The sequence below is a fragment of the uncultured Acidaminococcus sp. genome (assembly GCA_900538365.1).
Taxonomy (GTDB): Bacteria; Bacillota; Negativicutes; order Acidaminococcales; family Acidaminococcaceae; genus Acidaminococcus.
On record UPXT01000059.1, the window covers coordinates 1 to 12,614 of the forward strand.

General features: G+C 50.3%; 13 protein-coding genes. 12 read left to right on the forward strand and 1 reads right to left on the reverse strand.

Annotation, left to right across the window (positions count from 1 at the left end):
* The first annotated feature begins 423 nt into the window (after positions 1-423).
* Positions 424-2,172: a pyruvate kinase gene (gene pyk, locus QZQ08_RS09145; protein ID WP_296331163.1), complete on the forward strand. Its 1,749-nt coding sequence runs from the start codon at positions 424-426 to the stop codon at positions 2,170-2,172.
* Positions 2,173-2,338: 166 nt separating this feature from the next.
* Positions 2,339-3,265, forward strand: a complete 927-nt coding sequence (locus QZQ08_RS09150; RefSeq protein ID WP_296331166.1) for an AEC family transporter — start codon at positions 2,339-2,341, stop codon at positions 3,263-3,265.
* Positions 3,266-3,309: 44 nt separating this feature from the next.
* On the opposite strand, the gene QZQ08_RS09155 is transcribed toward QZQ08_RS09150, so the two are convergent.
* Positions 3,310-4,428 carry an acyltransferase gene (locus QZQ08_RS09155; protein WP_296331169.1) on the reverse strand — a complete coding sequence of 373 codons (1,119 nt, stop codon included), beginning with the start codon at positions 4,426-4,428 and terminating at the stop codon, positions 3,310-3,312.
* A gap of 135 nt (positions 4,429-4,563) precedes the next feature.
* Between QZQ08_RS09155 and QZQ08_RS09160 the strand changes: the two genes are divergently transcribed.
* The 10 genes from QZQ08_RS09160 (at position 4,564) to QZQ08_RS09205 (ending at position 12,489) form a co-directional block, all read left to right on the forward strand.
* Positions 4,564-5,079, forward strand: coding sequence for a hypothetical protein (locus QZQ08_RS09160; RefSeq protein ID WP_296331172.1), 516 nt, complete (start codon positions 4,564-4,566; stop codon positions 5,077-5,079).
* An 84-nt stretch (positions 5,080-5,163) separates the two neighbouring features.
* Positions 5,164-6,522: a Trk system potassium transporter TrkA gene (gene trkA / locus QZQ08_RS09165; protein WP_296331175.1), complete on the forward strand. Its 1,359-nt coding sequence runs from the start codon at positions 5,164-5,166 to the stop codon at positions 6,520-6,522.
* 12 nt (positions 6,523-6,534) lie between these two features.
* Positions 6,535-7,980 (forward strand): TrkH family potassium uptake protein, encoded by a 1,446-nt coding sequence (locus QZQ08_RS09170; RefSeq protein ID WP_296331177.1) that lies wholly within the window; start codon positions 6,535-6,537, stop codon positions 7,978-7,980.
* 10 nt (positions 7,981-7,990) lie between these two features.
* Positions 7,991-8,284 carry a hypothetical protein gene (locus QZQ08_RS09175; RefSeq protein ID WP_296331181.1) on the forward strand — a complete coding sequence of 98 codons (294 nt, stop codon included), beginning with the start codon at positions 7,991-7,993 and terminating at the stop codon, positions 8,282-8,284.
* Between the two features lie 81 nt (positions 8,285-8,365).
* Entirely contained in the window at positions 8,366-9,307 is a 942-nt protein-coding gene (gene prmA / locus QZQ08_RS09180; protein ID WP_296331184.1) for a 50S ribosomal protein L11 methyltransferase, read from the forward strand.
* Positions 9,300-10,043, forward strand: a complete 744-nt coding sequence (locus QZQ08_RS09185; protein WP_296331186.1) for a 16S rRNA (uracil(1498)-N(3))-methyltransferase — start codon at positions 9,300-9,302, stop codon at positions 10,041-10,043. The genes prmA and QZQ08_RS09185 overlap by 8 nt, the downstream gene beginning before the upstream one ends.
* A 2-nt stretch (positions 10,044-10,045) precedes the next feature.
* On the forward strand, positions 10,046-11,353 hold the full coding sequence (mtaB, locus tag QZQ08_RS09190) for a tRNA (N(6)-L-threonylcarbamoyladenosine(37)-C(2))-methylthiotransferase MtaB (protein WP_296331189.1): 1,308 nt from the start codon (positions 10,046-10,048) through the stop codon (positions 11,351-11,353).
* Between the two features lie 59 nt (positions 11,354-11,412).
* On the forward strand, positions 11,413-11,748 hold the full coding sequence (locus QZQ08_RS09195) for a histidine triad nucleotide-binding protein (protein WP_296331192.1): 336 nt from the start codon (positions 11,413-11,415) through the stop codon (positions 11,746-11,748).
* A 94-nt stretch (positions 11,749-11,842) separates the two neighbouring features.
* On the forward strand, positions 11,843-12,019 hold the full coding sequence (gene rpsU / locus QZQ08_RS09200; RefSeq protein WP_009015923.1) for a 30S ribosomal protein S21: 177 nt from the start codon (positions 11,843-11,845) through the stop codon (positions 12,017-12,019).
* A gap of 20 nt (positions 12,020-12,039) precedes the next feature.
* Complete coding sequence (locus QZQ08_RS09205; protein WP_296331196.1) at positions 12,040-12,489, forward strand: GatB/YqeY domain-containing protein; 450 nt, start codon at positions 12,040-12,042, stop codon at positions 12,487-12,489.
* Positions 12,490-12,614 lie beyond the last annotated feature (125 nt).

Sequence of the window (12,614 nt, forward strand, 5' to 3'; positions counted from 1 at the left end):
AACGTACTTGTACGTCGCCAGTAATATGAGGGCTATGCCCGAAAATGAAAAACCACCCGCTATGCGGGTGGATAGTTATTTCATTTTTCCTCGTAAAAAGAAGGTAAAGAAATCGTCCTTTTCTTGTCAAAGGGATTTGCCCCGCTACTTTCTTTGTAGTACAATGAAGCTAGTCAGTTTCAGGAGATATCACTTGACGGATGGCTTCGAGGAAGGTTCCAACCCTTTTTCTGGATTGGCTCCGTACCAATCTTCTTCTGGATGGAATTTTTTCTTACTCCTAAATGGCATCCGTAGGCATCGCCAATAGCGGGAGATAGGCTTCATTTCCTGGCTCTCCTGCTTTTTTTGCAGGAACGGTTGAAAACAAAACCAAAGACCCTCCCCAGTGGGAAGAAAGGTCAAGATAAAGGAGTTCTTATCATGAAAAAAACGAAGATTATCTGTACTTTGGGTCCGGCAACGGACAGAAAAGAGATCCTTGTCAAGATGATTGAAAACGGCATGGATTTGGCTCGCTTCAACTTTTCCCATGGCTCCCATGAGGAATGTGCCAAACGGTTGGCCCTGTTGAAGGAAGCCATTGCCGAAACAGGCCGTGTCATTGGTTTTATCGGCGATACCAAAGGACCGGAAATGCGCCTGGGCTTATTTAAAGGAGATAAGGTGACACTGAAGGAAGGGGACGCCTTTATGCTGACCTCGGAAGCCTGCGAGGGTACGGCGGAAAAAGCCCATGTAAACTACAGCGGTCTGCCCCAAGAAGTGAAAAAGGGCGATACGATCCTCCTGAATGATGGGAAACTGACCCTTCGTGTAGAATCAACGACGGCAACTGAAATCCGTACAACAGTCACCAACGGCGGGGAAATTTCTTCCCGTAAGCGTGTTGCTGTGCCAGGGGCCATCTTAAAGCTGCCCTTTATGTCGGAAGCGGATGTGGCCGACATTACCTTTGCGGCAAATGCGGGAATGGACTATATTGCGGCTTCTTTTGTACGCAGCGCCGATGATGCCATGCAGATTCGCCGCCTTCTGGAGAGCCTCGGCTCCAATATGGGCATCATTGCCAAGATTGAAAACCAGGAAGGCGTCGATAACATTGATGAAATCCTGAAAGTTGTCGACGGCGTCATGGTCGCCCGCGGTGATTTGGGTGTCGAGATTCCTATGGAAGATGTCCCTGTTGTCCAAAAGCAGATCATCGCAAAATGTAATGCCGCCGGTAAACCTGCCGTCACGGCAACACAGATGCTTGAGAGCATGATCACGAATTATCATGCCACACGTGCTGAGGCAAGTGATGTGGCAAATGCCATCTATGATGGGACCGATGCCATCATGCTGAGCGGTGAAACTGCTTCCGGTGCCTATCCTGTCGAAGCGGTGGAAACTATGAGCCGGATTGCCAAACGGACGGAGGCTTCCCTTGACTATGTGAATGTCTTTAAACATAAGGGTATTGGTGCACAGGTCCAGATGACGGATGCCATTTCCCATGCCACCGTGCAGATTGCTCAGGAACTTGATGCCAACGTGATCCTGTCCATTACGGAATCTGGATACACGGCCCGCATGGTTGCTAAGTATCGTCCCCATGCCATGGTGGTCGGTGTTTCTCCGAAAGAAGAGAGCCTGCGCCGCATGGCGCTTTATTGGGGTGTCGTTCCCCTTAAGGGGCTCAATAAACCCAACACGGACGCCCTCATTGACCTTGCCGTCAACGAAGCCAGAAATGCAGGTCTTGTCCGGAAAGGGGATTCGGTCATCGTTACGGCTGGTAAGAACGTAGGGAAAGTAGGAAGCACGAACCTCATCCAGGTTGTCAATGTCGGTGAAATTGTCGTCAAAGGGCAGGGCATTGGCCGTAAATCCGTTACGGGCGAAGTGGTCCGCGTAGAGCATTGCAGTGATGTCGATAAAATCAAAAAAGGCTCCATTCTTGTCTGTGCCGCCCTTGAAAATGAAATGGGCGCCAAAGCGGCCCAATCAGCGGGTATCATTGCGGAAGAAGGCGGCTTTACTTCGCCTGCCGCCATTGTGGGCATCAATTTTGGGATTCCTGTAATTGTTGGGGCCGCTGGAGCCATGAAGGAACTGGAAGATGGCGATGTGGTGACCCTTGACGTAGAGTCCGGCACGGTCTATGCCGGGAAGATCAACGTCAAATAAACACTCGGATTGATGGACCTAAAAAACTTTACAATCAGCGTCACGGGTTTTCCCCGTGGCGCTTTTCTATTCTTAACAATATTAAGGCTCTTTCGTGAATTTAAGATGGCGGCAATAGATGATTGTCCCGTTTTCTTGGGGTTCAATCTGCTACAATAGAAAGAAAATGGGGGAAGGTGAAGATATGGAAGGCTTTTGGCAGATGCTCTCCATCCAGATGCTGCTTTTTATCTATATGGCCATTGGCTATGGACTGCGTAAGGGGGGAATCCTCAAAGCAGAGGCGCGGGACGCTTTTACGGAATTTGTGATTCTTGTGACACTGCCGTGCATGATCTTTGAATCCTTCCAGATTGCACTCACTGTCGAGACGCTGCAAAAAGGGTTCCTGAGCCTGTTTATTGCTTCTTCTGTGGAAGTCTTTTCCCTTGTCATCAGTAGCGTGGCCTTTCGGTTCTGCAAAAAAGATGAGATTCCCATTATGCGCTATGGGACGCTTGTCAGTAACTCCGGATTTGCCGGTCTGCCGGTTATTGAAAATAGCTATGGGCTGGACGGTCTTTTTTATGCCAGCATCTACATCATCCCCACAAGGATCCTCATGTGGAGTGCGGGCATCAGCCTTTTTACGACGGCACCGCGCTGGGAGCGCATCAAGATGGTCATGCTCAACCCGGGTATCATTGCCGTGGAACTGGGGTTTCTGCGGATGCTCTTTGAACCTAATCTGCCGCCTGTTGCCGTTAGTGCAATCCACGCCTTGGGTGAATGTACGACGCCCCTTGCCATGATCATTGTGGGGATGATTTTGGCAGAGATCCCGTTAAAGAGCCTCCTATCGGGTAAGGCCCTGCTCCTATCCGCTATCCGTCAGCTTTTTATGCCGTTGGTGCTCCTTTTGATCCTTCGCGGCCTTCACCTTGATCCCCTTCTGACGGCGGTTGCAGCCATCCTTACGGGGATGCCCATTGGATCTACGACGGCCATTCTTGCTGCAAAATATGGGGCCAATGCTGAATTTGCTTCTGCCTGCGTCTTTATCTCGACTGTGACAAGTCTTGTGACGGTGCCTTTCCTGGCCCTTTTCCTGTAAAAAAGAACTCCCAACAAATCCGGTGGAATTTGCTGGGAGATTTTTTATGCCTTATAGGGTAGATGCGTAAGAAGGCTTCTTTTAAGGGGCGGGATGAGGCGCTTCAAAAGACCGGCTGCAACATAGGAGACGGTAATAAGGAGTACATAAAAGACGGGCATGGGGAACCGGTTAAAGGGAACAATGGCCCGATCAATCCAGTAGCTTAATTGGTCGAGAAAGAAGGGATGGATGAGGTAGATATAAAAGGAACGATCCGATACCTTTTCCAAAAGGGGCAGTTTCCCTTCGGGATAGCGGTCCAATACGGCACTGGCAAAGAGGATGAAGATGACTGTATAGGTAAGGCCCGGTGTGGAAAGCTGCTGCAGGGCATTTGTCGTATCTTCAAGGGGCATGTGATGGATGAGGATCCAACGGTAGAAAATCAGCGTGTTGCAGCCTGCAGAAAGCACAAAGGACGCACCCAGGACTTTTTTCCATTTTCTGATGAAGGTAAGGAAGGCCTCATAATGACGGGCAATGACGCCGCCCATCATAAAGACAAAGAGATAGAAGAAGGGAAAATAGTTCAGCCTGTATTGGAGCAGGTCGTAAAGCAAGGGCGTATCGACAACCCATTGCGGATAGGCCCAGAAGTGGGCACTGCCGCGGTATAGGAAAAGCTCCAAGATGAACAGAATGGATAGGCTGGAGCAAAGGCCCATGGCTTCCATTTTTTTCATGAGGCTTCGCCATAAGGGAAAGAGCAGATAGAACCACATGAGGATGACGAGAAAATAGATGTGATAATTTCCCAGCCCAAAAAAGAGGGTAAAAAGTACGTATTTAGGATGCCACATGGCAAGGTTTCGGGCCATGAGACTTGCGACACCCATATAAAAGAGGCTTGTCACTACATAGGGAATCCCAATGCTCTTGAATCTCTTCTTGATAAAGGCCCCATAATCCAAGGATTTTTCCAAGGGATGGGAATAAAAAAGGCCGTAGCCGGAGATGAAAAAGAAGGTGGGCACGCTGTAGCGGCTCAGGACTTCACACAAAAGATAGAGCCAGTTCCACGGTGTACCGGACTGCATGACAAGGTCACCGACATGGATGGCGACGACGCCCAGCATGGAAAGGGCGCGTAGATGGTCAAAGATAATGTTTCGTTTTTTCATGAAAGAGCTCCTCTAAACGGTGTTTCCTTAACTTATCAATTATAATATACCCTACGGGAAAAGGCTATCGGAAAAATCAACTGGTCAGATGAACTCTAGATTGATACAATGAAAAATAAGAAAGGAGGGACCCAAATGAATCATCATACGATGCGGGCCTTTGCGCGGGGGGCCTTTTTTTTGGCCTTTGCCCTTATGGTGCAGCAGCTGCGTCTTTTGCTCCCTTTGCCGCCTTTTGTGATGACGCTCATCATTGGGAGCCTTGTCAACCTGTCTTTGGTCCTTGCGGCGCGCTTTACGGCGCCTGCCGTACTGTGGGCCATGAGCGCGGCCCTGCCTGCGGTAGCCTTCATGCAAGGTCACCTTACCCTTCCCATCATGATTCCTGTGGTCTTTTTCTCAAATGCGGCCTATGCTTTTTTCTGTAAAGCATCGCAGCGCGCGTGCCTGCGCATCTTGGTGGCACCGCTTCTTAAAGCGTCCTGCATGACAGCAGCCTTTTTTGCCGTGAGCACCCTCTTTCAGATCGGGCCCCAACTTGTTTGGCGGTTCCTTCTGATCTATGGAGGCTTGCAGTGGGCGACCTCCTTTTTAGGCTGCCTCTTTTTCGAACTGATGGATCGGCGTCTTTCAGGAAAAGAAAGTGTATGAAATGATACAATCATATGGCTTTTTAGAAAGGCCCGTTATATAATAGGTTGATATGCTTTTAGATTTGTTGTGGGGGAGTACAAAATGCAAATTATCGTTGTCGGCTGCGGTAAGGTGGGATGCAATATCGTCACGCAGCTTATCAAGGAAAACAATAATGTGACTGTCATTGATACCAATGCGGACCTTATCCACCATATTTCAACCAACTACGATGTAATGGGTATCGTGGGCAATGGTTCGAGTTTCAATGTCCTGCGGCAGGCCGATCTTAAGCATGCGGACATGCTCATTGCCGTGACGGAAAGTGATGAAGTCAATCTTTTGACCTGCGTCATTGCCAAACTCAATAACAGCGGCTGTCACACCATTGCCCGTGTGCGGAGTCCGCATTATTCGGAGGAAAGCCATTTCCTGCAAAAGGGTCTGAACCTTTCCATGACCATCAATCCGGAACTGGAAGCCGCCAAGGAAATAACGCGGCTCCTTAATTTTCCTACGGCAATCGATATTTTCAGCTTTGCCAAGGACCGCATCGATATGCTGCGCTTCCGCGTTCCCCAGCGGTCCATGCTCATTGGGATTTCCTTAAAGCAGCTGGCCCAGCTGACAACCAATAATCTGCTTATCTGCATCATTGAACGCAACAGCGAGATCATTGTTCCTAATGGGGACACGGTCATCATGAGCGGTGATATTCTTACCATTATGGCTATGCCCAGCGAAGTAGAGGAATTTTTCCGCAAAATCGGGGTCAAGACGAATAAAGCGGAAAACGTCATGATCGTTGGCGGTGGGGCTACGAGTTATTATTTGGCTAAGCTTCTTTCCAGCCGGGATATCCGCGTGACCATCATCGAAAAGGATATGAAACGCTGCGAAGAACTTGTGGATGCCCTGCCCAATGTGACCGTCGACTGTGGGGACGGGACGGACCGTCAGCTGCTTGACGAGGAACATTTGGAAAATATGGACGGTTTTGTGGCCTGTACCGGCATCGACGAAGTTAACGCTATCCTTTCCCTTTACGTCATGAACCGCGTGAAGAAAAAGGTCGTCACAAAGCTGAACCATGTCGATTTTGGAGAACTTTTGGATAATCTCCATCTGGACAGCGTCATCAATCCAAAGGAGATTACGGCCCAAAAGATCGTGCAGTATGTCCGGGCTGCCGGCAACAGCATGGAGTCCAATGTAGAGACCCTCTATCGCCTTATGAATGGGCGCGTCGAAGCCATGGAATTTTTCATTGATAAGGATTCCCTGGTAACAGGGCAGAAGCTCGTCGATATGAAAATCAAGGACGGCGTCATCATTGCCGGAATCCTGCGCAGCGGCAAGCTCATTATCCCAGGCGGTCAGGATGAATTCCGGATTGGGGATACGGTCATTGTTGTAACAACCCATATCGGGTTCCACGATATTTATAATATTTTGAAATAATGGGGTGAGGCCATGAATTATGCTGTGATTGGAAGGATCCTTTCCTGGGTCCTTCGTACGGAAGGCCTCTTAATGCTGCTTCCCTGCCTTATTGCCCTGATTTATGGAGAGTGGCAGGACCTGGTCTATCTTGCCCTGGGCGTCGGGGCCATGGCGGCAGGCTGGCTCCTTTCCCGCAAAAAGATTGCCAATCCTGCCATCTATCAGCGCGAAGGCTTTGTATCCGTCGGGCTTTCCTGGGTGGTCCTTTCCCTTTATGGGGCGATTCCCTTTGTTATTACCGGTGAGATCCCAGGTTTTCTTGATGCCCTTTTTGAAATCGTGTCAGGCTTTACAACGACGGGCTCTTCCATATTGGCCAATGTGGAGGCGCTCTCCCATACGAGCCTGTTTTGGCGGAGCTTTTCCCATTGGATTGGCGGGATGGGCGTCCTGGTCTTTATTCTCATGATGATTCCCGCAGGCAGCGGCGGAACGCAGATCAATCTCATGAAAGCGGAAAGCCCCGGTCCTGATGTATCAAAGTTCGTGCCCCGTGTCAAGAACACGGCCATCGTTCTTTACCGCATCTATCTTGGCATGACCCTTCTCATGATCGCCATCCTGGCTTTTTCTGGGATGAACTGGTTCCACAACCTGTGCATCACCTTTGGCACAGCGGGAACGGGCGGCTTTGGGGTTCTCAACAGCAGCTGCGCCGAGTATACGCCCTTCCAGCAGTGGATCATCACCATCTTTATGATTGCCTTTGGTGTCAATTTTAGCTTCTATTACCTGTTCTTGACGAAGAATTTCTATGAAGCCTTCCATCTGGAAGAAGTGGGGGCGTATCTTGCCATCATCTTTTGTGCCGGTCTTGCCATTACTTGGCAGATCGAGCCGCGGTACGGCAATTTTGAGGAAGCCCTGCGCGTTGCCTACTTTCAAGTCGGCAGCATCATTACGACGACGGGTTTTTCAACGGTGGACTTTGACCTGTGGCCAAGCTTTTCAAAAACCATCCTTGTCATGCTCATGATCATCGGCGCCTGTGCCGGGTCAACAGGGGGCGGTGTCAAAGTCAGCCGCGTTGTCCTTGTCATGAAGAGTATCAAGCAGGAACTGCGCCAGATCATTCACCCTCATGGTGTACAGTGTGTCAGGATGGACAAGAAGACCGTGGACCGTAAGGTCCTCAGTTCCCTTTATGTCTATTTGACGAGTTATTTCTTCGTCTTTGGCCTTTCCGTGCTTGCCATCAGTCTTGAAAACTTTAGTTTTACGACCAACTTCACAGCTGTTGCGGCGACCCTCAACAATATCGGACCGGGACTTGCGGAAGTGGGTCCAAGCCGTAACTTCGGCGTCTATGGCGACTTTTCCAAATTGGTGCTGATCTTTGATATGCTTGCCGGCCGTTTGGAACTGCTCCCCATGCTGCTGCTTTTCTACCCGCGGACTTGGTCCAGCAAATGCTAGGGAGCCTCATATGACAAATGAAGTGGAATATTGGACGCAGCGTCTGATCAAAGAAGTTGTCTTGCTGGGTCACCCTGCTGAATTTGGTCACCTGCTTGCGGCAAATTTGGGCTCTGAAAAAAGCATCCGCCGTCTGGCCCTTTATGTCGCCCATAATCAGCCGGCTTCGGCCGAGGACATTGCCGATGAAATGCTTGCTATTTGCGATGAACGAGACGCGTGGCGCCGTAAAAAAGAAGCCGAATATTACAGCCAAAAAGTAAACGCGTGGTATAATCGGGACCGAAAAAAAGACCAGGACTGAGGGCCTGGTCTTTTTTCGGCTGTATGACGGAGTGCCCTACCTGTGGTATAATGAGCTGATAACAAAGAAAGGATGAAGCAAATGGATACTTGGCAGCAAGTCAGCATCAGTGTAACCCGTGAAGCCGTCGAGGCGACAGCCAATCTTTTTTGTGAAGCCGGCGCCCGTAACGGAGTTGAAATAGACGACCCCCTGCTCCTTAAGGAGCTCAAGGAACATACAACGTGGGAACTGTGTGACCTTCCCATGCCGGAAGAAACGGAGATTGTGACTGTTTCTGCTTATTATCCCGAAGATGAAGAACTGTCCGGACGGCTTTCCGCTATTAAGGAAGGTCTATCAGGGATTGAAAAGAGAATTGGCAGCTTCCAGGTAGGTCAGCTCCGCTTCCGTAAGGTGAGCGAAAAAGATTGGGCCAATGAATGGAAGCAGTATTTCTATACGACGAAAATCGGCAGTCAGATTGTCATCAAACCTGATTGGGAAAGCTATACCCCAACGGCAGAGGAAAAAGTCATCGAACTTGATCCCGGCATGGCCTTTGGCACGGGAACGCATGCTACAACGAGGATGTGTATCGAACGTCTTGAGGAGCTGGTCACGCCCAATATCGATGTGTATGACGTCGGTACAGGAAGCGGGATCCTTGCCATGACGGCCGCACTTATGGGTGCCCGTTCCATCCATGCCATCGATATCGACGGCAAGGCCGTGGAAGTGGCCAAGGAAAATATCGCCAAAAATCACCTTTCCAACCGGATTACGGTCAAAAAGGGCAACCTCCTCGATGATGCCGATGAAAAGGCCGATCTCATTGTGGCGAACATCATTGCTGACATCATCATCACGCTCCTTCCCGATGCATTCAAAAAGCTCCGTCAAGGCGGGCTCTTCCTCGCCTCGGGCGTCATCAAGGAGCGCCTTTGCGACGTGGAAAAAGCGGCTCGGCAAAATGGGTTCACCGTCCTTGATGTTAAAAACCGTGCCGGTTGGACCGCAATCACCATGAGAAAGGATGCCTGACGTGTACCGTTTCTTTTTAGGCAAACCCTTTGCCGATACCCTGGAAGTGACAGGCCAGGATGCCCATCACATGGGCCATGTCCTGCGCATGAAAGTAGGGGACGAGGTTCAAATCGTAAGCCTTGACCAGATTGCGGCCGTTATGAAAATTACGGCCTTTTCCAAAGAGGCCGTCACCCTTGAAACCGTACGGATCCTTGAAGAAAACCACGAACCGACAGTGAGGGTCACCCTCTATCAGGGGCTTCCCAAGCAGGACAAGATGGAATGGATCATCCAAAAAGCCATCGAATTGGGGGTCTCGGAGATCCAACCTGTCAGTATGGCCCACTGCGTCGTTCGCCTTGATGAGGGAAAAGCTGCCAAAAAGCTGGAGCGCTGGCAAAAGATTGCTGAGGCAGCGGCCAAGCAAAGCAAGCGGGATATCGTACCTGTTATCAAGGCCCCTCTGCCGGCAAAGCTTGCCCTGACTTCCTGTGAAGCGGACCTAAAGCTCATGGCCTACGAAGTCGAGGAAGAAGGCAGTCTGCGCAGGGCCCTTCAACAGACTCGTGATGCAAAATCCATTGCCCTTCTCATTGGGCCTGAAGGCGGCATTTCAGGGGACGAATTTGATCTTGCCTTTGCCCATGACTGGCAGTCTGTCAGCCTAGGACCACGCATCCTGCGCACGGAAACCGCGGCCCTTGCGGCCCTTGCGGCCATCCAATACGAAACCGGAAACCTGGGAGGTTAAGTGTGAAGCACAGCATCAGTTTTTATACTCTGGGCTGCAAAGTGAACCAGTCCGATACGGCTTCCATGGAAAAACTTTTCCGTGAAGCTGGCTATGAGATCGTTCCTTTTGGAGAAGTTAGTGATATTTGTCTCATCAATACCTGCGTCGTAACCAATATGGGGCAGGGGAAATCCCGGCGCATGATCCGCCGCACCATCAAACGTGATCCCAAACCGCTCATCGTCGTTACAGGGTGTTATCCCCAGACGGCGCCGGAAGAAGTCGCGGCCCTTGAGGGCGTGGACCTGCTTGTCGGCAACCGTGACCGGGCCCGCATCGTTGAGCTTGTGGAAGAGCGCCTCGGTGAGCGCGATGCGGCGCCCGTCAATGATGTCCTTGACCTGCCTGTAGGCAGTGAATTTGAAGATCTTGCAGCTTCTGTCGATGACAGCCGTGACCGGGCCTTCTTAAAGATTCAGGAAGGATGCGACCAGTATTGTTCGTACTGCATCATCCCCTATGCAAGAGGCCATCTGCGTTCCCGACCGCTATCAAGTATCCGCCGCGAAGTGGAGCGCCTTACAGAAGAAGGGTATAAGGAAGTCGTTCTCCTTGGTATCCATCTTGGCTGTTATGGAAAGGAGACAGCAAATGGCGAGCGTCTCTCCGATGCCGTTAGCGCTGCCCTTTCTGTACCGGCCCTGCGCCGCCTGCGCTTAGGCTCCTTGGAATCGGTGGAAGTCCAGCCGGAGCTTCTTCAGCTTATGCAGGAAGATTCGCGTTTTTGCTGCCATCTTCATTTGCCTCTTCAATCTGGCTGCAACAAGACCCTAAAGGCAATGAACCGGCCTTATGACACGGCCCGCTTCAAGGAACTCATTGAAAGGATCCGCGCAGCTGTCCCGGATGTGGCCATTACGACGGATATCATTGTCGGATTCCCAGGGGAAACGGAAGCTGATTTTGCCGAAACCCTGACCTTTGCCGAGGCCTGCGGATTTGCCAAGATCCATATCTTCCCTTATTCCAAACGTAAGGGAACGCCGGCGGCAGAACGAAAGGACCAGCTTTCCAACAAGGATAAAGAAGACCGCGTCCATCGCTTGGAAGAAGTGGACCGCAAGGGAAATGAAGCCTTCCGAAAGACGCTCATCGGGCACCAGTATTCCGTCTTATGGGAACAAAAAGGCAGAAACGGCCTCTGGGAAGGACTCACACCCAATTATGTCCGAGTCTATCTTGAATCTGAGGAAGATCTTACGGGAACCCTTACGACCGTTGCTGTAACCGGCCTTTTTGAAGATGGTGTCCTTGCCAGGTCCTGCTGACAGTCAGTTATGAAGGAGACGCCTTCAAGCGTCGCCTGTTAAGAGAAAGAGGTGCTTTTATGAGTGATTGTGTATTTTGTAAAATTGTTTCCGGTGAAATCCCTAGCCCCCGCGTCTATGAGGATGACAAGGTCATTGCCATCAATGACCTAAGTCCCATTGCACCGGTCCATGTTCTCATCATTCCCAAGAAACACACGGAGAACATTGTTACGGCGCCGACGGAACTGGTGGCCCATGTAAAGAAGATTCTGCCGGAAGTGACAAAAAAACTTGGAATAGCTGAAAAAGGCTTCCGTCTCATTGTCAACACAGGCGCTGAAGGCGGTCAAACGGTTCCTCATTTGCACTTTCATATCTTGGGCGGTAAAGAACTGGGATGGCCGAAGCTCTAAAATCGTTGACAGGAACCCTTCTTTTACGGTATAATATCCGAGTGTTAATGTTAAATTACACTTCCCGAAAGAGATCGTGGAGGGAGGGATATAGATGACTGAGATCAGAGTTGGCAAAACTGAATCCATTGACAGTGCGCTTCGTCGTTTTAAGCGTGCGACTCAGAAGGCCGGCGTCCTCTCCGAAGTGAGAAAACGCGAACACTATGAGAAGCCCAGCGTAAAACGCAAAAAGAAGTCTGAAGCTGCCAGAAAACGCAAATCCAGATAATTCGTTTGGGGGCTTTAGTGATGTCTTTACGAGAACTCTTGCAGACGGATATGAAGACCGCCATGAAAGAGCGGGAAAGCGGTAAAGAACGCCTTTCCGTCCTGCGCATGGTCTGGGCTGCTGTCCGGAACAAAGAGATTGATGAAAAGACCGAACTTACGGATGATGCCGTCATGGCTGTTTTGATGAAAGAAGTCAAGCAGCGCGAAGACACCATCAAGGAAATCAAGGATGCCAATCGTCCTGACCTTGTCGCTAAGAACGAAGAGGAAATCGAGATCCTTAAGAAGTATCTCCCCGAACCGCTCAGTGATGAGGAACTGAAAAAAGTGATTCAAGATGTCATTGCCACGACCAGCGCCAAGTCCATGAAGGACATGGGAAAGGTCATGGGCCGGGTGCTTGCCCAGACCCAAGGCCGCGCAGCTGGTTCGCGCGTCAGTGCCCTCGTCAAGGAATTGCTCAAATAGTATGAAACTCCGAATAGGTGAGCCTATTCGGAGTTTTTTGTTGTTCTTTGTCAAATTTTGGGGCGCTAACGTATCTATGCACTCCTGGAGAGGACATGCACTGAGGACAGTGCGTGTCCTTTTTC

Coding starts and splice junctions, on each gene's coding strand:
- pyk (WP_296331163.1), top strand. CDS start 424: ATGAAAAAAACGAAGATTATCTGTACTTTGGGTCCGGCAACGGACAGA.
- QZQ08_RS09150 (WP_296331166.1), top strand. CDS start 2,339: ATGGGGGAAGGTGAAGATATGGAAGGCTTTTGGCAGATGCTCTCCATC.
- QZQ08_RS09155 (WP_296331169.1), bottom strand. CDS start 4,428: ATGAAAAAACGAAACATTATCTTTGACCATCTACGCGCCCTTTCCATG.
- QZQ08_RS09160 (WP_296331172.1), top strand. CDS start 4,564: ATGAATCATCATACGATGCGGGCCTTTGCGCGGGGGGCCTTTTTTTTG.
- trkA (WP_296331175.1), top strand. CDS start 5,164: ATGCAAATTATCGTTGTCGGCTGCGGTAAGGTGGGATGCAATATCGTC.
- QZQ08_RS09170 (WP_296331177.1), top strand. CDS start 6,535: ATGAATTATGCTGTGATTGGAAGGATCCTTTCCTGGGTCCTTCGTACG.
- QZQ08_RS09175 (WP_296331181.1), top strand. CDS start 7,991: ATGACAAATGAAGTGGAATATTGGACGCAGCGTCTGATCAAAGAAGTT.
- prmA (WP_296331184.1), top strand. CDS start 8,366: ATGGATACTTGGCAGCAAGTCAGCATCAGTGTAACCCGTGAAGCCGTC.
- QZQ08_RS09185 (WP_296331186.1), top strand. CDS start 9,300: ATGCCTGACGTGTACCGTTTCTTTTTAGGCAAACCCTTTGCCGATACC.
- QZQ08_RS09195 (WP_296331192.1), top strand. CDS start 11,413: ATGAGTGATTGTGTATTTTGTAAAATTGTTTCCGGTGAAATCCCTAGC.
- rpsU (WP_009015923.1), top strand. CDS start 11,843: ATGACTGAGATCAGAGTTGGCAAAACTGAATCCATTGACAGTGCGCTT.
- QZQ08_RS09205 (WP_296331196.1), top strand. CDS start 12,040: ATGTCTTTACGAGAACTCTTGCAGACGGATATGAAGACCGCCATGAAA.